Source organism: Sphingobium sp. TomTYG65 (assembly GCF_055395525.1).
Genome location: NZ_AP027330.1, coordinates 712,444 through 733,483, shown reverse-complemented (window position 1 = coordinate 733,483; position 21,040 = coordinate 712,444). Strand labels below are relative to the sequence as shown.

General features: G+C 62.2%; 22 protein-coding genes. 14 read left to right on the top strand and 8 right to left on the bottom strand.

Going from position 1 to position 21,040, the window contains the following annotated elements:
- Positions 1–72: 72 nt before the first annotated feature.
- Together gatA and gatC are read right to left on the bottom strand one after the other, a co-directional pair.
- Positions 73–1,557 (bottom strand): Asp-tRNA(Asn)/Glu-tRNA(Gln) amidotransferase subunit GatA, encoded by a 1,485-nt coding sequence (gene gatA / locus ACZ5Y5_RS03685; RefSeq protein WP_464809850.1) that lies wholly within the window; start codon positions 1,555–1,557, stop codon positions 73–75.
- A gap of 121 nt (positions 1,558–1,678) precedes the next feature.
- The gene (gene gatC / locus ACZ5Y5_RS03680; RefSeq protein WP_464809849.1) at positions 1,679–1,966 is read right to left on the bottom strand and encodes an Asp-tRNA(Asn)/Glu-tRNA(Gln) amidotransferase subunit GatC; all 288 of its coding nucleotides are present in this window, start codon (positions 1,964–1,966) and stop codon (positions 1,679–1,681) included.
- A 102-nt stretch (positions 1,967–2,068) separates the two neighbouring features.
- On the opposite strand from gatC, the gene ACZ5Y5_RS03675 reads away from it, so the two are divergent.
- A complete protein-coding gene (locus tag ACZ5Y5_RS03675) occupies positions 2,069–3,187 on the top strand; it encodes a DUF3089 domain-containing protein (RefSeq protein WP_464809848.1) in 1,119 nt (372 codons plus the stop codon).
- On the top strand, positions 3,184–3,657 hold the full coding sequence (gene ruvX, locus ACZ5Y5_RS03670) for a Holliday junction resolvase RuvX (RefSeq protein ID WP_464809847.1): 474 nt from the start codon (positions 3,184–3,186) through the stop codon (positions 3,655–3,657). Before ACZ5Y5_RS03675 ends, ruvX begins: the two co-directional genes overlap by 4 nt.
- 28 nt (positions 3,658–3,685) lie before the next feature.
- On the opposite strand, the gene ACZ5Y5_RS03665 is transcribed toward ruvX, so the two are convergent.
- Positions 3,686–4,078, bottom strand: a complete 393-nt coding sequence (locus ACZ5Y5_RS03665; protein WP_464809846.1) for a MerR family transcriptional regulator — start codon at positions 4,076–4,078, stop codon at positions 3,686–3,688.
- Positions 4,079–4,144: 66 nt separating this feature from the next.
- Between ACZ5Y5_RS03665 and ACZ5Y5_RS03660 the strand changes: the two genes are divergently transcribed.
- Positions 4,145–4,909, top strand: a complete 765-nt coding sequence (locus ACZ5Y5_RS03660; protein WP_464809845.1) for a MauE/DoxX family redox-associated membrane protein — start codon at positions 4,145–4,147, stop codon at positions 4,907–4,909.
- Here ACZ5Y5_RS03660 and ACZ5Y5_RS03655 read toward each other — a convergent pair.
- The 3 genes from ACZ5Y5_RS03655 to serB form a co-directional block, all read right to left on the bottom strand.
- Positions 4,906–6,522, bottom strand: coding sequence for a L,D-transpeptidase scaffold domain-containing protein (locus tag ACZ5Y5_RS03655; protein WP_464809844.1), 1,617 nt, complete (start codon positions 6,520–6,522; stop codon positions 4,906–4,908). The two genes, ACZ5Y5_RS03660 and ACZ5Y5_RS03655, sit on opposite strands and share 4 nt — an antisense overlap.
- Positions 6,468–6,728 (bottom strand): hypothetical protein, encoded by a 261-nt coding sequence (locus ACZ5Y5_RS03650; protein ID WP_464809843.1) that lies wholly within the window; start codon positions 6,726–6,728, stop codon positions 6,468–6,470. The genes ACZ5Y5_RS03655 and ACZ5Y5_RS03650 overlap by 55 nt, the downstream gene beginning before the upstream one ends.
- 424 nt (positions 6,729–7,152) lie before the next feature.
- Complete coding sequence (gene serB / locus ACZ5Y5_RS03645) at positions 7,153–8,031, bottom strand: phosphoserine phosphatase SerB (RefSeq protein ID WP_464809842.1); 879 nt, start codon at positions 8,029–8,031, stop codon at positions 7,153–7,155.
- On the opposite strand from serB, the gene miaA reads away from it, so the two are divergent.
- The 9 genes from miaA (at position 8,030) to trmFO (ending at position 17,629) form a co-directional block, all read left to right on the top strand.
- The gene (gene miaA / locus ACZ5Y5_RS03640; protein ID WP_464809841.1) at positions 8,030–8,974 is read left to right on the top strand and encodes a tRNA (adenosine(37)-N6)-dimethylallyltransferase MiaA; all 945 of its coding nucleotides are present in this window, start codon (positions 8,030–8,032) and stop codon (positions 8,972–8,974) included. The genes serB and miaA overlap by 2 nt on opposite strands.
- A gap of 100 nt (positions 8,975–9,074) precedes the next feature.
- Positions 9,075–10,823 (top strand): acetolactate synthase 3 large subunit, encoded by a 1,749-nt coding sequence (locus tag ACZ5Y5_RS03635; RefSeq protein ID WP_464809840.1) that lies wholly within the window; start codon positions 9,075–9,077, stop codon positions 10,821–10,823.
- The gene (locus ACZ5Y5_RS03630) at positions 10,820–11,170 is read left to right on the top strand and encodes a hypothetical protein (protein ID WP_464809839.1); all 351 of its coding nucleotides are present in this window, start codon (positions 10,820–10,822) and stop codon (positions 11,168–11,170) included. The genes ACZ5Y5_RS03635 and ACZ5Y5_RS03630 overlap by 4 nt, the downstream gene beginning before the upstream one ends.
- A complete protein-coding gene (gene ilvN, locus ACZ5Y5_RS03625; RefSeq protein WP_066523989.1) occupies positions 11,170–11,685 on the top strand; it encodes an acetolactate synthase small subunit in 516 nt (171 codons plus the stop codon). Before ACZ5Y5_RS03630 ends, ilvN begins: the two co-directional genes overlap by 1 nt.
- A gap of 154 nt (positions 11,686–11,839) precedes the next feature.
- Positions 11,840–12,859: a ketol-acid reductoisomerase gene (ilvC, locus tag ACZ5Y5_RS03620; protein WP_464809838.1), complete on the top strand. Its 1,020-nt coding sequence runs from the start codon at positions 11,840–11,842 to the stop codon at positions 12,857–12,859.
- Positions 12,860–13,228: 369 nt separating this feature from the next.
- Positions 13,229–13,855, top strand: a complete 627-nt coding sequence (locus tag ACZ5Y5_RS03615) for a YceI family protein (RefSeq protein ID WP_464809837.1) — start codon at positions 13,229–13,231, stop codon at positions 13,853–13,855.
- 66 nt (positions 13,856–13,921) lie between these two features.
- The gene (locus ACZ5Y5_RS03610) at positions 13,922–14,221 is read left to right on the top strand and encodes a GIY-YIG nuclease family protein (protein ID WP_464809836.1); all 300 of its coding nucleotides are present in this window, start codon (positions 13,922–13,924) and stop codon (positions 14,219–14,221) included.
- Between the two features lie 328 nt (positions 14,222–14,549).
- Positions 14,550–16,214: a 2-isopropylmalate synthase gene (gene leuA / locus ACZ5Y5_RS03605; RefSeq protein WP_464809835.1), complete on the top strand. Its 1,665-nt coding sequence runs from the start codon at positions 14,550–14,552 to the stop codon at positions 16,212–16,214.
- Between the two features lie 71 nt (positions 16,215–16,285).
- Positions 16,286–17,629 (top strand): methylenetetrahydrofolate--tRNA-(uracil(54)-C(5))-methyltransferase (FADH(2)-oxidizing) TrmFO, encoded by a 1,344-nt coding sequence (trmFO, locus tag ACZ5Y5_RS03600; protein ID WP_464809834.1) that lies wholly within the window; start codon positions 16,286–16,288, stop codon positions 17,627–17,629.
- A gap of 4 nt (positions 17,630–17,633) precedes the next feature.
- Here trmFO and ACZ5Y5_RS03595 read toward each other — a convergent pair whose 3' ends face one another.
- Complete coding sequence (locus ACZ5Y5_RS03595) at positions 17,634–18,098, bottom strand: EF-hand domain-containing protein (RefSeq protein WP_464809833.1); 465 nt, start codon at positions 18,096–18,098, stop codon at positions 17,634–17,636.
- Positions 18,099–18,108: 10 nt separating this feature from the next.
- The gene (locus ACZ5Y5_RS03590; RefSeq protein WP_464809832.1) at positions 18,109–18,753 is read right to left on the bottom strand and encodes a hypothetical protein; all 645 of its coding nucleotides are present in this window, start codon (positions 18,751–18,753) and stop codon (positions 18,109–18,111) included.
- A gap of 135 nt (positions 18,754–18,888) precedes the next feature.
- Here ACZ5Y5_RS03590 and ACZ5Y5_RS03585 point away from each other — a divergent pair, with 135 nt between their 5' ends.
- Positions 18,889–20,439, top strand: coding sequence for a TadE/TadG family type IV pilus assembly protein (locus ACZ5Y5_RS03585; RefSeq protein WP_464809831.1), 1,551 nt, complete (start codon positions 18,889–18,891; stop codon positions 20,437–20,439).
- Positions 20,436–21,032: a TadE/TadG family type IV pilus assembly protein gene (locus tag ACZ5Y5_RS03580; protein ID WP_464809830.1), complete on the top strand. Its 597-nt coding sequence runs from the start codon at positions 20,436–20,438 to the stop codon at positions 21,030–21,032. The genes ACZ5Y5_RS03585 and ACZ5Y5_RS03580 overlap by 4 nt, the downstream gene beginning before the upstream one ends.
- Positions 21,033–21,040 lie beyond the last annotated feature (8 nt).

Below are 21,040 nucleotides of genomic sequence, written 5' to 3'. Positions count from 1 at the left end.
CTGGGATCTCTCTTCTCTAATGTCACAACATAGGCACTGAGATGCCAGCATGCGCTGGCATGACGACACCTGTTACCACCACTTCTCCGGCCGAGCCGTGAAGCCCGCACGCTCTTCAATCGCGAGGCCCGCGTTGAGCACCGTCTGCTCGTCCAGCGCCTTGCCGATGATCTGAAGCCCCAAGGGCAGGCCCTGTGCATCCAGTCCACCCGGCACCGCCATCGCAGGCAACCCGGCCAGCGAAGCAGGCACGGTGAAGACGTCATTCAGATACATGGCCAGCGGATCGGCCTGCTTCTCGCCCAGCGCGAAGGAAGCACTCGGCGCGGTCGGCGTCAGCAGCAGATCGCACTTCTCGAACGCTTGGCTAAAGTCGCGCGCAATCAGCGCCCGGACCTTCTGCGCCTGCGTGTAATAAGCGTCGTAGAATCCCGCCGACAGCACATAGGTGCCGATCATGATGCGGCGCTTCACCTCCGGCCCGAACCCTGCGGCGCGGGTGGCGGCATACATGTCCTGCAATCCCGCCCCGTCGGGCAAGTCACGCTGGCCGTACCGCACGCCATCATAGCGCGCGAGGTTCGACGAAGCCTCGGCAGGCGCGATGATATAGTAAGTCGGCAGCGCATATTTGGTATGCGGCAGCGAAACCTCGACCACCTCGGCCCCGGCATCCTTCAGCCATGCGATGCCGCGATCCCACATGGCGGAAATTTCCGCATTCAGGCCATCAGGACGATATTCCTTGGGAATGCCGACCTTCTTGCCCTTGAGGTCGCTGGAGAGATTAGCCTCCCACTGCGGCACGGCCAGATCGAGCGAGGTCGAATCCTTGGGATCAAAGCCGGCCATCGTCTCCAGCAGGATCGCATTGTCCCGCACGGTCCGCGCCATCGGCCCGGCCTGATCCAACGACGAAGCGAAGGCCACGATGCCCCAGCGTGAGCAGCGGCCATAGGTCGGCTTGATACCCGAAATGCCGGTAAAGGCGGCAGGCTGCCGGATCGAGCCGCCCGTATCGGTGCCAGTCGCCGCCGGACACAACCGCGCCGAAATCGCCGCCGACGACCCACCCGAAGAGCCACCAGGGGCGAGTGCGGCATTATCCCCGCCACCCCGCCGCCAGGGGGAGATCACATTGCCGAAATAGCTCGTCTCGTTGGAAGAGCCCATGGCGAACTGATCGAGGTTGAGCTTGCCCAGCATCCCCGCGCCCGCATCCCACAGTTTCTTGGAAACCGTGGACTCATAGGTCGGCTTGAATCCTTCCAGCATATGGCTGGCGGCCGTCGTCTGCACGCCTTCGGTGCAGAACAGGTCCTTCATGCCGATCGGCACGCCCGAAAGCGGCTTGAGCGCCTCACCGGCAGCCTTCGCCTTGTCAGCGACGTCTGCAGCTTCCAGCGCCTTCTCCGGCGTCTCGACGATAAAGGCGTTCAGCGCCTTGGCGGCCGCGACATTGGCATTGAACGCCTCCGCCACTTCGCGCGCGGAAAAGTCGCCGGCGCGAAAGCCGTTGCGGATTTCGGCAACTGTAAGGTCAGTAAGATCAGTCAAACTCTTTTCCCCGTTCGGGCTGAGCCTGTCGAAGCCCAGTCCTTTCTTGAAGAGAAGCAAAGCCCTTCGACATCCCAACGAAACAAGTGACTCGTTGGAACAGGGCGAACGGATAACAAGGCTATTCAATCACCTTCGGCACCGCGAAAAAGCCATGCTCAGCCTGTGGCGCGTTCGCCAGCACCTTTTCACGCACATTGCCGTCGGTCACGACATCCTCCCGCAGACGTAGCTTATTAGGGATGACGGCGGTCATCGGCTCTACGCCGGTCACGTCCACCTCGCCCAATTGCTCCACCCAGCCCAGGATGTTGTTGAGTTCAGGCACCATCGCTTCGGCTTCGGCGTCGGTCACCGAAATGCGCGAAAGGCTGGCGATCTTCTTTACGGTCTGCAGGTCTATCGACATGGGCCGCCGCTACCACCCGCTCACGCCCGCTTCAAGTCCGCACTTGCGGACTGTCTGCGCCTGCGCCAGACAGGCGCCGCCAGAGAGAGGGAGAGCAAGGCCTTGGCGCGCAAGTTCCTTTATATCGTCGCGAGCCTGATCGTGCTCGTGATCGCCGCCTCGCTGGTCTATCGCATCTGGGGCATGCAGCTGATCCGCGCAGTCATGGTGCCGCGCGAAGCCTTCACGCCTCTCTCCCCTCTTCCCGCCAACGCCTATGATGATCCCAAAATGTGGATCGCGAGGCCCGACATCACCAGGGACAACCCCGCACTCTGGAAACCTGCGGGCGTGAAGGACGATCCGGCCGCGCCAAAGGCCGCTATCTTCTTCATCCACCCGACCTCTTACATCACCACGCTCGGCGACGCGCATTGGAACATGCGCCTGGACGACAAGGATTCGCTCGCCACTGCACGCCGCTTCGTGCAGGGGCAGGCGAGTGCGTTCAACGCCGCCGGCAATGTCTGGGTGCCCCGCTACCGCCAGGCCAATTACGGCGCATTCCTCACCGACAAGCCCGCAGGCGATCAAGCGCTCGCCGCCGCCTATCGCGACGTGTCCCAAGCCTTCGCCGCTTTCCTCAAAGCCAATCCCACCGGCCCGTTGATCCTCGCAGGGCATAGCCAAGGCTCCCGTCACCTCCTCCAACTGATGCGTGAACAGGTCGCAGGCAAGCCCGTCAGTAACCGCATCGCCGCCGTCTATGCAGTAGGCTGGCCGGTATCGGTAGAGGCCGACCTCCCCGCGCTCGGCCTCCCCGCCTGCGCGCGCCGGGACGAGGCGCACTGCATCGTGAGCTGGCAGAGCTACGCCGAGCCCGCCGATCCCTCGCCGATTATCGAAACCTTCGAGCGCCGCGACGGCTACACCGGCAAACCGCGCAAGGGCACGCACATGCTCTGCACCAATCCGATCACCGGCGCCTTCAACGGAGCCGCCCCCGCCAGCGCCAATCGCGGCACGCTCGACAGCCGAGACCAAGCCAAGCCGCCACTCCTGCTGAAAGGCGTCGTCCCCGCCCGCTGCGACACCAGCGGCGTGCTAATGATCGGCGAGCCGGTGGACATGGGACCATTCACCCTGCCAGGCAACAACTACCATGTGTATGACTACAGCCTGTTCTGGGGCGACGTGCGCGAAGACGCCCGTCACCGCCTCGCGGCTTTCCTGAAGAAATGACCGCGCTCCTCACCGCCGACCGCGCCGCCTTTCGCGAAGCGCTTCCCCAGGGCGGCCGCCTGCTGGGCATGGACGTGGGCACCAAGACCATAGGCCTTGCCCTGTGCGACGCCGGCTGGTCCATCGCCAGCCCGGCCCACACCGTATCGCGCGGCAAGTTCAGCAAGGACAAGGTCGCCCTCGCCGCTTTCATGGATCAGCAGCAGGTCAAGGGCGTCGTCATCGGCCTGCCCCTGAACCTCGACGGCAGCGAAAGCCCCCGCAGCCAGGCCAGCCGCGCCTTCGCCCGCAACATCGCTGACCTAGGGCTCCCCATCCTCCTTTGGGACGAGCGCTGGTCTACGCAAGCCGTCACCCGTACATTGCTGGAAGCCGACGCCAGCCGCGCCCGCCGCGAAGAACTGGTCGATAAACTCGCCGCCAGCTACATCCTACAAGGCGCCATCGATGGACTGATGGCGGGATTTTAACTCCTGCCGCCACACCCCCGTCAGGAATTCACCCCTCAAACGCTGAAATAATCGGACAAGGCCCCTCCTCCGAAGCATGGCAGGCGCTCGCCAGCCTCCGCAGCGCATCGCGGGCCTCCTGCAGTTCGGCGATCTTCCGATCCAATGCCGTGAGCCTCTCCGCCGCCAGTTCCCGCGCCCGCGCCCGGTCCTCACCCGCATCCAGGCGCAGCAGTTCGCCAATCTGTTCCAACGTGAAGCCCGCGCCCTGCGCCGACCGGATAAACCGCAACTGCCGCACATCCTCATCCCCATAGCGCCGCACGCCTCCGCCGCTGCCCGCGCGCTCAGGCGTCCCGAGCAACCCCTTGCGCTGATAGAAGCGCACCGTCTCGACCCCCACCCCGCCAGCGCGGGCCAGACCAGAAATCGTCATCGCCATACTTGACTCCGGACCATGGTACGGACCCCATATAGGCGGCATCGGATCACGAACAAAGGCCATGCAATGACTTCATCAGCCGCCCTTGCCAGCACTCCCGCCCGCACCGCGCAACTCTATCGCATGGTGATGCCCGGCCATGTCTGCCCCTATGGGCTCAAGGCACGCTGGCTTCTCCGCCGCAACGGATATGCGGTGGAGGATCATTGGCTCACCACCCGCGATCAGGTGGACGCTTTCAAGGCGAAATATGACGTCAAGACAACGCCGCAGATCTTCATCGGCGGAGACCGGATTGGCGGCCATGACGACCTGCGCCGCTATCTCGGCCTGAAAGTCGCCGATCCGGCAGCGACCAGCTACACGCCGGTTCTGGCGGTGTTCGCCGTCGCCGCGCTGCTTGCGCTGTCGATCGCATGGCTGACCGCGATGCCGCTCGCCAGCATAATGACCGTCGAACATTTCATCGCCGTCAGCATGATGCTCCTGGCCATGCTGAAGCTGCAGAATGTGGATCGTTTCGCGACCATGTTCCTGAACTATGACCTGCTCGCCCGGCGCTTCGTCCCTTATGGCCGCATCTATCCCTTCCTTGAACTGGGCGCAGGCGTGCTGATGCTGACCGGGTTGTTCAACTGGCTTTCCATCCCGGTCGCGCTGTTCATCGGCGGCATCGGCGCGGCATCGGTGTTCAAGGCTGTCTATATCGAAAAGCGCGAACTCAAATGCGCCTGCGTCGGCGGCAACAGCAATGTGCCGCTGGGCTTCGTGTCCTTGACCGAGAATATCATGATGGTCGCGATGGCGCTCTGGATGCTGTTCGGCTTCTAGATCCCATCTCGCTCATACACATCAGGCAGGAACTGCACCCCCTGCCCGCTCGGCACGGCTGTCAGATAGGTCAGATAAACCGGCACCGGCTGGGGCAGCGGCACATGCTGCTCCGGCTCGCTGCTCTCCGCCACCAGCGGCTTGCCGAAGAACCAGCGCCCCAGCCTTTGCGCATCCTCCAGCCGCACACAGCCATTGCTGAAATGCCGCGCCGGCTTGGCGAGCAGATCGCGCGAAGGCGTGTCGTGCAGGTAGATGCCCAGATCGTTGGGGAACATGAACTTGACCTTCCCCATGGCGTTCGTCCCGCCCGGCAACTGGCGCACACGCAACTGCTGACGTCCGTCGGCAACCGACCGCCAGTCGATTTCCGATTCATTCAACCGCCGCGCATTGGCACTCCAGTCGGACAAGGCCTCATAATTCAACGAACTCAGCGATGCGCCGCCCAGCACGCGCTGGGACAGCTTGCGCTGCACCAGGTCGGTCGGCACGTTCCAATAGGGATTGAGCGTCGCATAGCGTATCATGCCCGCCATCATCGGGGTCTGGCTTTCCGGCGCGCCAGCCACGACCTTCATCGTCCCGTCCTGCCGCCCATCGCTATAGTACCACAGCCGGGCGGATGCCGCGTCCACCACCACATGGCGCACCCAAGGGCCCGGCAGCAAACGCGCCCGATCGAGGTTGAGCGCCAGCATCCGGTCGTACCAGCCAAATGGCCGGTTGAGCGCTTCGATAGTCTGCGCGCCCGCAACGCCGTCCGCCTTTAACCCATGATCCGCCTGAAAGGCACGGACCTTGGCGGCCACAGCCTTGTCATAGCCTTTGCCGGTCGGAAGTCCCAACCTTTGGCGCAACAAGGCGGCCGCTGGCCCCTTCGCCCCCGGCCGCAGCTTCGCGCCTGTAGGGATCATGACGTTAGGCAGGTTCGCCCAGCGCTCGGCGAAATCCGTCCGCGCTGCGCGCAACTGCACATAGAACGGGCTCATCCAGCCAAGCTGGCGAACATAGTCTGGGAAGGAAGATGCGACAGCAGCCGCCCGCAATATCTCCGCAGGCTCATCCTCGCGCGGCTGCACCTCCGGATCGAGATAGCGCATTTTCACCCGCTTAGACGGACGGCGCATGTCGCGGACCAGGGCGGCGAAGGATTTGGAAAGGGCGAGATCCACCCGCGCCAGCAGGCGGGCATCGCCTCCACTGGACTTCGCCTCTTGCACCACCCTTTCCAGGTCGCGCAGGTCATAATCCTTGGGATCTAGCCCATCGGCGCGCGCCGTGCGGATCAGGTCCAGCAGGGCATCGGCCTGGCCGCCGATCCTGTCGCCATCCACCCAGAGCGGCCAATAACCGCGTGGCGCATAAAAATCACGCAGCTTGCCGCTCACCGATGCGCGGATTTCCGCGCCGATGCTGGATCGCACGCCCTCCTGCGCCGCTGCAGGCTGAGCGCCAGCGGACGCCGGAACCAGTCCGGCTGCGAGCAGCCCCGCAATCATCCGCCAGCAAATGGAGCGGGCGCGGCGACTATGCCGCGCCCCAAAAGCCATGTTGATCAGCCGCGTTCTCCGCGCCTGGAAGGCGGCGGTGGCGGCGGCGGCGGCGGGCAAGGCGGCCCCATCACCTCATGATACATGCCATCCGGCGAGTAATAGCCGTCAACAATGCCATCGCCGTTCCGATCCGCAGCGACAGTGCCGGCGATCGCACCGGGGCCGACGGGCGGCGCGGGCGCGATAGGTTCATCTCTCGTCGTCGAGCAGGCGCTCAAACCGAGCGCGGCTCCCCCGAGAAGAGCCAAAAGCCTGATGTTCATATCCTCTCCCTTGGCGCAACGAGGACCGTGCGCCGATTAGATGTGGGCACTGCGGAATGCAGCGGGAGTGTAACGACCGACGGTCACAATCGAATCCATTACCAGACCGCAATGACGGCGGAACGTGCCCAACATGCGATTAACTGTGATCCGCGGAGCGCGTGGTCGCCCCCCCAACAATGCTCCTGCGAGGGCAGGAGCCCAAACCCTCGCGCTCAAAAATGGGCTCCTGCCTCCGCAGGGGCGCGGCGCTCCGAAAAATGGCTAACCCCGATCGAGCGCAGCTTCTCTACAGCTACCCTGAGCCGTCCACCCCCGTTCGGGCTGAGCCTGTCGAAGCTCGCCCTCAACGCCCACTACAGGCTGGCAGTGGAAGGACCACAAGCCATTCAAAGGCCAAGCTCAAACGGGTTGGAAAGACGCCCTACTCCTCAACCCACTCCGCCGAAGCAATCCCCTGCGCATAGAGCAGCACGGATAGATCCCCATGCACGATCTCCGCTGCCGCTGCCTCCCGCGTCTTGGGCTTGGCATGATAGGCAACGCCCAGCCCCGCGCCTTGGATCATCGGGATATCGTTCGCCCCGTCACCGACCGCCAGCGTCAAAGCCCGATCGATACCGCCCTCAATCGCCGCTTCCAGTTCAGCGCGCTTCCGGGAAGCATCGACGATGGGCACGGTTACAGTCCCGACGAGCGCGCCATCTGCGATTTCCAGCACATTGGCGACTGCGCTGTCGAAACCAATCTCCTCGGCTACCGGCCCGGTGAAGCGAGTGAAACCGCCCGACACCAGCAGCGTCGCCGCGCCCCGGGCCTTCATCGTGCGCACCAACGCCTTGGCGCCCGGCATGATCTTCACGCGCTCAATGCGGCACTGGTCGATTGCCTCGTCCGCCAGCCCCTTCAGCAGCGCGACCCGCTCATGCAGCGCGCCTGCAAAGTCCAACTCGCCGCGCATCGCCCGCTCGGTGATGTCCGCGATCTGCGGCTTGATCCCGGCATAGTCAGCCAGTTCGTCGATGCACTCGACCGTGATCATGGTCGAATCCATGTCCGCGATCAGCAGCTTCTTCTCGCGCCCTGCGGCGGGCTGCACGATCACGTCCACCTTGTCGCCAATATCCGTCAGTGCGGCCCGTGCCGTTACCGGATCGCTGCCGAAGAAGATGTCCGCCGCCTTGCCCTCGTCCAGCCACTTGCTATCCACCGGCGCACAGCCCGCGGTCGCCAGCCTTCCGGCGGCGTCCTCAATATCCCCCTGACTCAAGGCCGCACTTGCCACTAAGGTCGCGACGAACATGGACACTCCTGAAACATTATCGGGCGAATCCCGCCCGCGCGTCGCGCTTATTGCCGGGCCGACCGCCAGCGGCAAGAGCGCGCTCGCGGTCCGGCTGGCGCAGGCGGCGAACGGTATCGTCATCAACGCCGACGCCAGCCAGGTCTATGCCGACCTCCAGATCCTCTCCGCCCGGCCAAGCACCGAGGAGATGGCGCATGTCCCGCACCGCCTCTTCGGCCATATCGACGGCGCACAAGCCTGCACCGCCGCCCGCTGGGCGAGTGAGGCCCGCACGGAAATCGACAGCGCGCATCGTGAAGGCCGCCTCCCCATCCTCGTCGGCGGCACCGGCCTATATTTGCGCACCCTGCTCGACGGCATCGCCCCGGTTCCCGACATCGACCCTGCCGTCCGCGCCTCCGTGCGCGCCCTGCCCGTCGCAGAAGCGCATGCGGCCCTGTCTCGCGAAGACCCGGAAGCCGCCGCCCGCCTCGCCCCCGCAGATACCACCCGCGTGGCCCGCGCCCTCGAAGTCGTCCGCTCCACAGGCCAGCCACTCTCGCACTGGCAGCAGCATAAGAGCGGCGGCATCGGCGATCGCATCCACCTCTCCCCCCTCATCCTTCTCCCCCCGCGCGACTGGCTGATCGCCCGCTGCGACCTGCGTTTCGAACAGATGGTGGAGGGCGGCGCGGTGGAGGAAGTGCAGGCCGTGCTCGCCCGCAACCTCGCCCCAGACCTGCCTGTCATGCGGGCGATCGGGGTTCCCGAGATCGCCAGTTGGCTGCGCGGCGAAATCGACCGAGACACCATGCTCGAACGCGGCCGCATCGCCACCCGTCAATATGCCAAACGCCAATATACCTGGTTTTCACGCCAGCCACCCTCTGACTGGGCGCGCGAAACACGGCATATTGATGACAATTATGCTGTCGAATGGGTAATAAAATTACTCCGTTAGCGGTTGACTAGCCATTTTATGTCTATTAGAGGCACCCGCCTTGCCATCTCTCCGCTTCCGGGGCAGAGGGCGCAACCTGCATCCAGTGGAAGGATTTATCGTGGCCGAAAAGAGCGGCGCGGACATTTTGGTTGAGTGCCTGATCGACCTCGGGGTCGAGGTCGTGTTCGGTTATCCGGGCGGCGCGGTGCTGCCCATCTATGACGCGCTTTTCAACCATCCGAAGATCCGCCACGTCCTTGTCCGCCACGAACAGGGCGCAACCCATATGGCGGAAGGCTATGCGCGCTCGACCGGCAAGCCCGGGGTCGTCCTCGTCACCTCCGGCCCCGGCGCGACCAATGCCGTCACCGGCATCACCGATGCGCTGATGGACTCCATCCCCATGGTTGTCATCACCGGCCAGGTTCCCACGCAGCTGATCGGCACCGACGCCTTCCAGGAAGCAGACACGGTCGGCATCACCCGCCACTGCTCGAAGCATAATTATCTGGTCAAGGACCCGGCTAAGCTCGCCAGCGTGGTCCATGAGGCGTTCCACATCGCGACCACCGGCCGTCCCGGCCCGGTCGTTGTCGACATTCCCAAGAACGTCCAGATCGCAACCGCGCCCTACGCCCGACCGCTCGGCTTTGAACATGCGAGCTACAAGCCGCAGACCAAGGCCGACGCCTCCGCGATCGCCCAGGCTGTCGAGATGCTGGCGAAGGCGGAACGCCCGATCTTCTACACCGGCGGCGGCGTCATCAATTCCGGCCACAAGGCGTCCACGCTCCTGTGCGAGTTGGCGGAGCTGACCGGCGCGCCCGTCACCTCGACCCTCATGGGCCTTGGCGCTTTCCCTGCTTCCTCGCCTCAATGGCTGGGGATGCTGGGCATGCACGGCACCTATGAAGCCAATTGGGCGATGAACAAGGCGGACCTGATCGTCTGCATCGGCGCTCGCTTCGACGACCGCGTCACCGGCCGCCTCGATGCCTTCGCGCCCAACAGCAAGAAGATCCACATCGACATCGACCGCAGCTCGATCAACAAGACGGTCGAGGTGGACCTGCCCATCGTCGCGGACGTCGGCAATGCGCTGACTGACATGATCACCGCCTGGAAGACGCACGGCCACAAGCCTGCGGACCTTTCCGAATGGTGGGCCCGGATCGAAGGCTGGCGCGCCCGCAACAGCCTCGCCTATCCCGAAAGCCACGAAGAGATCATGCCGCAGGAAGCGATCGCGCAGCTCTACAAGGCTTCGCGCTCGTCGAAGGACGTCATCATCACCACCGAAGTCGGCCAGCACCAGATGTGGGCCGCCCAGCATTTCGGTTTCGACGAACCCAATAAATGGCTGACGTCCGGCGGCCTTGGCACCATGGGCTATGGCTTCCCCGCCGCCATCGGCGCGCAGGTCGGCAATCCCGACAGCCTTGTCGTCTGCGTCGCGGGCGATGCCTCGATCCAGATGAACATCCAGGAAATGGGCACCGCCAGCCAGTACCGCCTGCCGGTGAAGGTCTTCATCCTCAACAATGAATATATGGGCATGGTCCGCCAGTGGCAGGAACTGACCTATGAAAGCCGCTATTCCAACAGCTATTCGGACAGCCTGCCCGACTTCGTGAAGCTGGCCGAAGCCTATGGCTGGACGGGCATCCGCATCGAAGGACCGCAGGAACTGGAAGCGGGCATTGCCCAGATGATCGACACGCCCGGTCCGGTGATCGTGGACTGCCGCGTGGCGAAGCTTTCCAACTGCTTCCCGATGATCCCGTCGGGCGCGGCCCATACCGACATGCTGCTCGACCCCAGCCAGGTCGAAGGCATCATGTCGGACGAGGCAAAGGCTCTGGTGTGACGCAGCATCTGAAGCTCCGCATCCATGTGAGCGAACCCTTCGACTTCGAACGGATCAGCGGCACGGCCGAGCTGAAAGGCTGGACCGTGGACCATGAAGATCCGGAAAATGAAGCATGGGAAGTGCATCTGGATGAGGGCTTCGATTTCCACGACCGCCATATCGGCCGCCTGCTGGTCAGCCCCCGCTATGTGGGCGAGCATCTGACCCGCATGTTCGATGCGATCGCGGGCTTTCCCGTCCGCCTCGCCCATCGGAACGATGGCAGCTGGCACTATGCCTTCACGGGAATGATCTCCCAGCGCCACGAGCGCAAAGAAGAACCGGATAACGGAACGAGCATCTGATGCACATTCAGGAAGAATATAGCGAACGGCATGTCCTGTCGCTCACGGTCACCAACGAAGCGGGCATCCTCGCCCGCATCGCCGGCCTGTTCACCGCGCGCGGCTATAATATCGACAGCCTGACCGTGGCGGACATCACGCCCGATCATGCGATCAGCCGCATCACCATCGTCACCAACGGCCCACCCAAGGTGATCGACCAGATCATCGCGCAGCTCGACCGCCTGGTGCCCGTTCACAAGGTGACGGACCTCACCGCCAACGGTCCCTTCGTCGAGCGCGAACTGGCGCTGGTCAAGGTTTCGGGCACCGGCGAAGACCGGATCGAGGCGCTGCGCCTCGCCGATGTCTTCCGCGCCAAGGTGGTGGACACAACGATCGAAAGCTTCATCTTCGAGATCACCGGCACGACGGACAAGATCGACAATTTCGTCGGCCTGATGCGTCAGATCGGCCTCGTTGAAGTCGGCCGCACCGGCGTAGTCGGCCTGATCCGCGGCAAGGAGCCGAACTGACTTAGACCCCTCTCCCGCCCGCGGGAGAGGGAGGGGCCCGCTGCGCAGCAGTGGGAGGGTGAGGGCGACGCCCCTCTCCCATGCGCAGGTGGTTCCCCTCGCCGCACTCATTAAAGCTCCGCCAGGAGCCAGCAGACCAAAGAAGGAACGTCAAATGAAGGTGTATTACGATCGCGACGCCGACATCGGCCTCATCAAGGGCAAGAAGGTCGCAATCCTCGGCTATGGCAGCCAGGGTCACGCCCACGCCCAGAACCTGCGCGACAGCGGCGTGGCCGAAGTCGCCATCGCTCTGCGTCCCGGCTCGGCCTCCGCGAAGAAGGCCGAAGGTGCAGGCTTCATGGTCCTGCCCAACGCCGAAGCCGCCGCATGGGCCGACGTCCTCATGATCCTCGCCCCCGACGAGCATCAGGCCGCGATCTATGCCGACGACATTCATGCCAATCTGAAGCCCGGCGCGGCGCTCGCCTTCGCCCACGGCCTCAACGTCCATTTCGGCCTGATCGAGCCGCGCAAGGACGTGGACGTGATCATGATCGCGCCCAAGGGCCCCGGTCACACCGTCCGCAGCGAATATCAGCGCGGCGGCGGCGTGCCCTGCCTGATCGCCGTTGCGCAGGACGCGACCGGCAACGCCCATGACATCGCGCTGTCCTACGCTTCGGGCGTCGGCGGCGGCCGTTCGGGCATCATCGAAACCAACTTCCGCGAGGAATGCGAAACCGACCTGTTCGGCGAGCAGGCCGTTCTGTGCGGCGGCGCGACCGCTCTGGTTCAGGCCGGCTTCGAAACGCTGGTCGAGGCTGGCTACGCGCCCGAGATGGCCTATTTCGAATGCCTCCACGAACTGAAGCTGATCGTCGACCTGATGTATGAAGGCGGCATCGCCAACATGCGCTACTCGATCTCGAACACCGCCGAATATGGCGACATCAAGACCGGCCCGCGCATCATCACCGAAGAAACGAAGAAGGAAATGAAGCGCGTCCTCGCCGACATCCAGTCGGGCCGCTTCGTGAAGGACTTCGTGCTCGACAACCGCGCTGGCCAGCCCGAACTGAAGGCCAGCCGCCTCGCCGCCCAGCGTCATCCGATCGAGGAAACCGGCGCAAAGCTGCGCGCCATGATGCCCTGGATCGGCGCGAACAAGCTGGTCGACAAAGAAAAGAACTAAGGCGCCCTAATTCCTCCCATCGAAAGATGGGGAGGGGGACCCATGCTGCGCATGGGTGGAGGGGAAAGCGGAGCCCACGCCCCCTCCCCTCGTCACCCCAGCGCAAGCTGGGGTCTGCGGCCCAACAGAATGTCATCTCATTGATACGCGCAGAGGCGCAGAGAACGCAGAGGAATTTTTCTCGGCGATCTCTGCGCCTCTACGCGCATAATCACCTATCAACTTCACGCGAAGCGTGGAGAAGCCAGTCTCAACCGCCACAGGTCACACCCAAATCGGGTAACCCTCTGTTTCCAGTTACACCTCTGGAACAATCAGCCAACGCCGCTATGGTAGCGCGTCCGTTGACTGCTTCTGGAGAACCCATCCATGCGCAACTTCCTGATTTCCGCCGCTGCCCTCGTCGCCATCGCTGGCGGCACCGCCGTCATCGCCCAGCAAATGCCCGCCGCGCCCGGCGCGAAGGACCCGTCGCGCGTCACTGGCGGCAGCTATCAGGTCGATCCCGGCCACACCCAGGTCGCGTTCGCCTATGACCATATGGGTTTTTCGAATAATTTCGGCATCATCTCCGGCCCGACCGGGACGCTGACGCTCGACCCCAAAAATGTGGCCGCTGCAAAGGTTTCGATCGAAGTGCCTATCGCGAACCTGCGCACCGGCATCCAGGCGCTCGACGATCACCTGATGAAGCCGGAATTTTTCGACTCCGCAAAATTCCCGAAGGCCACCTTCGTCTCCACCGGCGTGAAAGCTGACGGCGCCACCAGCGCCGAGATCACCGGCAATCTGACGATCAAGGGCATCACCAAACCCGTCACGCTGGACGCCGACTTCTACGGCGCGGGCAAGGCCCCGGCGATGGCAGGCGGCAAGGAAAATGTCGGCTTCGTCGCGACCACTTCGGTCAAGCGCAGCGATTTCAACATGGGCTACGGCGTCCCCATGGTCGGCGACACCATCGAACTGAAGATCGTCGCCGCCTTCCAGAAGTAATCCACCACTTTCCAACTGCGGGACCCCGTGCTTGACCCGGGGGCCCGCTTCTTGGAAGCGCCGATAATGGAACGCGAACAGCAAGGCGGCTGGGTTTACATCATGGCTGATCGCTATCGTGACACGATGTATGTTGGCGTAACTTCAAACCTAGCTGCCCGGATTCACCAGCACCGATCAGGCGAAGGATCAGACTTCTGCGCCCGATACGGTCTCGCCCGTCTCGTCTGGGCGGAACGTGGCGATGACATCATCAGCTGTATCGAGCACGAAAAACGCCTGAAACGCTGGCGCCGCGAATGGAAGTTCGACCTGATAGAAAGAGCCAACCCGGATTGCCAGGACCTCTTCAACCTACTCACATGAAAGAGCGGGACCCCGGGTCAAGCCCGGGGTGACGAATTCGACAACTATTCTACCCAACTCACGTCACCCCGGGCTTGACCCGGGGTCCCGCTTCCTCCTCCGACACCAGCAGCGTAAAACTTGCACTCCCCGGCCAATCCCGCTAAACGCCAAACCATCATGCAGCGCGCGCTTCTTCCCCTGCTACGACTTACACGCCCTTAGGCGTGCTTTTGTGCTGCTCTTCGCTTGAATGACGCAGCGATACGCCTAAGGGCATTTACAAGCAGATAGTCGTTCCACCGGGCCCGCGATGCGCCGCCCGTTTGCGTAAAGAAGTAGCCTTCCCATGATGCTGACCGATCCTTCGCAGAAATACCGCCCCTTCCCTCAGGTGGACCTGCCCAATCGCCAATGGCCAAGCGCCGTCATCACCTCCCCGCCGCGCTGGCTCTCGACCGACATGCGCGACGGCAACCAGTCGCTGATCGACCCCATGAATGCGGAAAAGAAGCGCCGCTTCTTCGACCTGCTCATCAAGGTCGGCGTCAAGGAGATCGAGGTCGGCTTCCCCAGCGCTGGTGCGACCGAGTTCGACTTCATTTCCGGCCTGGTCCGCGAAAGCGCTATCCCGGACGATGTGTTCCCGCAGGTTCTGACCCAAGCCCGCGAAGACCTGATCGCCACCACTTTTGAAAGCCTGCGCGGCGCGAAAAAGGCCATCGTCCACGTCTATAACGCCGTCTCCCCGGCGTGGCGCAACATCGTGTTCCAGATGGACCGTCCGCAGATCAAGGAAATCGCGATCAACGCGGCCAAGCTGCTGCGCGACAATGCCGCCAAGCAGCCGGACACCGACTGGCATTTCGAATATTCGCCGGAAACCTTCTCGACGGCCGAGCTGGATTTCAGCCTGGAATGTTGTGAAGCGGTGATGGAGATCCTGCAGCCGACGCCGGAGCGCCCGCTGATCCTGAACCTGCCCGCGACGGTAGAGGCCGCGACGCCCAACATCTATGCCGACCAGATCGAATGGATGTGCCGCAACATTTCGAAGCGCGACAGCGTCGTTATCTCGCTCCACACCCATAATGACCGCGGCACCGGCGTCGCTGCGGCCGAGCTGGGCCTGATGGCGGGCGCGGACCGTGTCGAAGGCTGTCTGTTCGGCAATGGCGAGCGCACCGGCAATTGCGATCTGGTGACCGTCGCGCTCAACATGTACACGCAGGGCGTCAATCCGGGGCTGGATTTCAGCGATATCGATGAGGTCATCCAGACCGTCGAATATTGCAATCAGCTGCCCGTCCACCCGCGCCATCCCTATGCCGGCGAACTGGTCTTCACGGCTTTTTCAGGCTCGCATCAGGACGCAATCAAGAAGGGCTTTGCCGTTCAGGAAACGCGCAACGACCAGATTTGGGACGTGCCCTATCTGCCCATCGATCCCAAGGATCTGGGCCGCGACTATGAAGCGGTGATCCGCGTCAATTCGCAGTCCGGCAAGGGCGGCGTCGCCTGGGTGCTGCAGCAGGATAAGGGGCTGAAGCTGCCCAAGCGCATGCAGGCGGATTTTTCGAAGGTCGTGCAGGCGCTCGCCGACCAGAGCAGCCGCGAACTGAACGCATCCGACATCTGGACCGCGTTCGAGGATCATTACCGCCTCACCGGCGATCAGCCCTACAAGCTGATCGACTATAATGAGAGCGGCCATGCGGGCGACCGCATCTTCACTGGCAAGATCGCCTACAAGGGCGGCGAACGGAGCATTTCCGGACGCGGCAACGGCCTGCTCTCGTCGGTGCTGGCCGCCCTGCGCGAGGATCTCGGCGTCGATCTGGAGATTGCGGACTATAGCGAGCATGCGATCGGCGCAGGCACGGACGTCGCGGCGGCCGCCTATGTCGAATGCCGCACGCCCGACGGGCGCACCGTCTTCGGCATCGGCACCGACACGGACGTAGCGACCGCGTCGGTCCAGGCCGTGCTCTCAGCCGCAAACAGCATTTCATAACGAAACTGAAAATAGGAAATGGCGGGAAAACACGTTTTTCTCGCTATTTCCTTCATTAAATCGGAACAGCAGTGCCCAATCATCAGGTCCACATCATCGGCGGCGGCCTCGCCGGCTCCGAAGCCGCCTGGCAATTGGCGCAAGCTGGCGTAAAAGTCCGCCTCTCCGAAATGCGCGGCTCCGGCGACATGACTCCCGCCCACCAAACCGATGGTCTGGCGGAACTCGTCTGCTCGAACAGCTTCCGCTCCGACGATCCCGACAAGAATGCCGTCGGCCTCCTCCACCAGGAAATGCGCCGCCTCGGCTCCCTGATCATGGCGCAGGCGGAGCCCGCCAAGGTGCCCGCCGGATCAGCCTTGGCAGTTGACCGCCACATCTTCTCCGAAGGCGTCACCCGCGCTCTCTCCGAACATCCCAATGTCGAAATCGTCCGCGAACGGATCGACGCCCTTCCTACGGAGGGCCTCACCATCGTTGCCACCGGCCCCCTTACGGCGCCGTCCCTCGCAGCCAGCATTGGCCAAGCGGCAGGCATGGATCATCTCGCCTTCTTCGACGCCATCGCCCCCGTCATCCATTTCGACAGCATCGACATGGACAAATGCTGGATGGCCAATCGCTGGGACAAGATCGGCCCCGGCGGCGGCGAGGGCAAGGATTACATCAACTGCCCAATGACCAAGGACCAGTACCAGGCCTTCGTTCAGGGTCTGCTCGACGGTGAAAAGACCGAGTTCAAGGATTGGGAAAAGGACACCCCCTATTTCGAAGGCTGCATGCCGATAGAAGTGATGGCGTCCCGCGGTCCGGAGACCCTACGCCACGGCCCGATGAAACCTATGGGCCTTGATGACCCCCGCACCGGGCGCTGGCCCTACGCGGTCGTTCAGTTGCGGCAGGACAATGCTTCGGGCACGCTCTGGAACATGGTCGGATTCCAGACCAAGCTGAAACACGGCGCCCAAATCGAACTGTTCCGCACCATCCCCGGCTTGGAAAAGGCCGAGTTCGCTCGCCTCGGCGGTCTTCACCGCAACACCTTCATTCAAAGCCCCAAGCTCCTCGACCCCACCCTCCGCCTGAAGAGCGCACCCCATATCCGCTTCGCTGGCCAGGTGACCGGCTGCGAAGGCTATGTGGAAAGCGCAGCCATCGGCCTGCTGGCCGGACGTTTCGCCGCCGCAGAGGTACTGGGTCAGGAGTTCGCGCCGCTGCCCCCGGAGACCGCACTCGGCGCGCTGCTGGGCCATGTTATCGGCAATCATGACACAGCCGACTATCAGCCGATGAACGTCAATTTCGGCCTCTTCCCGCCGATTGACGACATCAAAAAGAAGCAGCGCAAGGAAGCCATGACGGCCCGCGCCCGCGCCGCACTGGGCCTATGGCTAGGCGAACTTCAGCCCGCCTGAACCATCAACATTTGCATTGGGGTTTGGCCGTCCGCTTCGGCGCGGTACTGGCGAACTCTGCCGGCGTCAGCTTGCCGTCCGCATTGACGTCCGCCTTGCTGAACCGGTCGGACGTAGCAACCGCCCATTCCTCGAAGGATAAGAGATTGTCCTTGTCGGTGTCGAGCGCCTTGAACGCCTTTACCCGGCTGCCCATCATCTCGACCCGTGTGATCATGCCATCGCGGTTGCGATCATAACGGGCAAAGCGCTTCTGCTCCCGGCTTTGCGGAGTCGCCTCACCAGGACTGGGCGGAGCCTTTCCGACCGCAGCAGGATCACCTTCCGGCAGAGCGTCAATAGCCGGCGGAGGAGGCTGCGTGATGATCGCTTCGGGCGCGGGGCCGTTGGCCGCCCGGCCTTGCCACCAAAAGAGTCCTGCCGCGACAAAGAGCAACGCGGCGCCTGCACCGGCTATAACTCGCCCCACCAAATCCCCCTCAACGCCCAGCCAACGCCACACGCAAAAACCGCAGATATAGCCCTGGCGTCAAACGCTTAGGCGCTGCCCTGCCCCTTAGAATGTCCTGTCGCGCCAAGCCATAGGCAATCCGCATCGGCCGCCATGCCGCTGGCCAGGAAGGTGTAACGGGCAGGAGCTTCGCCTTAGCGCGACCGATTGCGTCAGCGGCCAGCGCGGCATCGCTCACATGGCCGGACAAGTCCCAAAGCGCCCAAGCAGCTCCAGCCTGGACCAGCCAGGGCGGCACGTCAGCTTGGCCCACAAGCGAATGGAAGAAGCCGCCCCCACGCCCAGCAGCAAAGGCGTCCAGATCGGTCTCTCCGATCAAAGCCTCCCAGCCATCGAGCCACGCGGAAAGACCAGGGGGCGGAACCATTCCTAGATCGCATAAGGCGTCGATCAGGGGCTCGCCCCTTCCCTTCACTCCAGTCTCATCGTTTAACGCTTCGTGCCACCAGGCAAGGCGGATCTGTCCGATCATCGGCTCATTGGTCGTTGCCGCCAGCCGTGCAAGACGCGCATCCAAAGCCCACAGCAGCTGGTGGCGCGGCATGGCCTCACCCGCATAGGCACAGAGCAACGCCGCTAGCGGGGCAAGCTCTTCATCCGCCGGATCAGTCACAGCGCATATATCGCGTGGTATAGATTAGCGTCATTTTAACTGTGCCCCGAATAATGATCCTAACAACTGTCCATTATGGAACAGCGGCTGCCCTGCCTGAATGGGGGGTCGGGACGAGCACGGGTGAAAGCAAAAATGAGCGACAGGATCAAGCGCGCGCTGTTCATTTTGATGCGGCTTTATCACAATCAGGCGGGTAACACGCTGGCGATTGTGGCGGCTGCGCTGATTCCGTTGACAGGCATGGTGGGCGCGGCGGTCGATTTTAGCCGAACGTATCTGGTGAAAGCACGTATTCAGCAGGCGTGCGATGCTGGAGTACTTGCCGGGCGTCGCTCAATGAGCGGGACAGTGTTAACGGCCGCGGACAAGAACGAAGCCCTAAAATATTTCAGCTACAATTTTCCCAGCGGACTGATGGGCTCCGCCGTGATGTCGACAGCAGACAGCAACTCCGCCAATCGCGTAACGACAGAGTTGGAGAACGGTCAGCTTCGCATGAAAGCCACAACCAGCGTGCCGACCACGTTGTTGAAAGTGGTGGGCATCAACCAGATGCGCGTGAGCGCGGAGTGCCTCGGTGAGGAATATTATGTTAATACAGACCTGATGCTGGTTCTCGATACAACGGGCTCGATGAACTGCTACCTTTCCGACGCGCTGTCATGTTCGCAGGAAACTGAAAAGCCGATCAGCGGAACCAAGAAATCCAAAATGCGCGAAATGCGAGAGGCGCTCAAAACCCTCTATTCGAACTTGCGTCCGGCTCAAGTAGCACTCGAAGCCAAAAACCTCCGCATGAGAATCGGGTTTCTTCAATTTTCCAGTACAGTCAATGTAGGCAAGCTAATACGCGCTGAAGACGCCGCCTATATCCGCTCTTCCTATCGTTATAGAAATAGCAGCGGAATCTTGAAAACCGCCACCGACTGGTCAACAAATTGGCTCGATAATAGTTGGGCGGGCTGCATCGAGGAGCGCAGCACGTCCACGGCCTTGACCGCCACCAGCACGACTATACCGTCAGACGCTTGGGATCTCGATATTGCCAAGATTCCGGATGGCGACGCCACGCGATGGGCGCCTTACGATTTTTCTTCGTCGGGTGAGCAGGCTTACGGCTCAGCATATTATATGACCGCTTGTCCAAAGCCTGCTGTTCACATGAAGGCATGGTCCGGTCAGTCCGAATTCGATTCACAAGTGGATACCATCGTACAGGGCGATGGGGCCACCTATCACGACATCGGCATCATCTGGGGTTTGCGGATGATCGCGAACAATGGTGTTTTCGGTGCCCGCAATCCTGACAAGTATAACAACGTGAAAGTTCGTCGCACTATCGTCTTTATGACTGATGGTGAAATGTCACCCTTTCGCGATGCTTACAGTGCCTATGGCGTCGCGCGATATGCTGGCAGAACTGCTTCAACAGGTACTTCCGACACGAGCCTAGAGGCCGTTCATAAACAGCGTTTCAAATTGATGTGCGCCAAGGCAAAGTCTGATCCATACTACGTCGATATTTGGGTTATCGCTGTGTTGGCCGGCCAAACCATGGATTCGGATATTTCATCCTGCGCCTCCAACAGCAGCCAAGCCATTTCGGTCAGCAATTCCACTGACCTCGCAAACGCATTTAAGCGCATATCCGACAAGGTCGGCAATTTGAGGATTGGTGCATGATCGCCACCTGTCTGAAACGGCTGGTCGGACAGGAAAAAGGTGCGACACTCGTAGAGTTCGCAGTAGTCGCCGGCCCACTAATCGCCCTGCTCCTCGGCGCGCTTGATCTTGGTTATCAAGCCTATGCGACGGCAGTCGTTCAAGGAGCAGCAAATGCCGCCGCCCGGCAGGCGACCCTTGAGGGTGCGACCGCCGCTACCATTGAAACCTATGTTCGGGACCGGCTCAGTAGTATCGCAACCGGCTCTAACGTGCAGATAAGTGCCTCCAACTTTCTGACTTACAACAAGATCGGCAAGCCTGAGAAATTGACGACGGATGTCAACAATAACGGCCTTTACGACAAAGGTGGCCCCGACTGCTTCATTGATGATAATCGCAACAATAGCTATGATATCGCCAGTCAGGGTACTTCCGGCATCGGCTCGGCTGAAGATGTTGTGCGCTACCAGATTAGTGTCACTTACAACAGGTTATCGCCCGTTCCCCAACTCGCGGGTTTTGGGAATAGCGTAACCATTTCGCGGACTACCTTTCTACGCAACGAACCCTATGCCGGCGTAGTCGATCCGCCCTTGAAGTGCGGAGTATGAGAATGTCG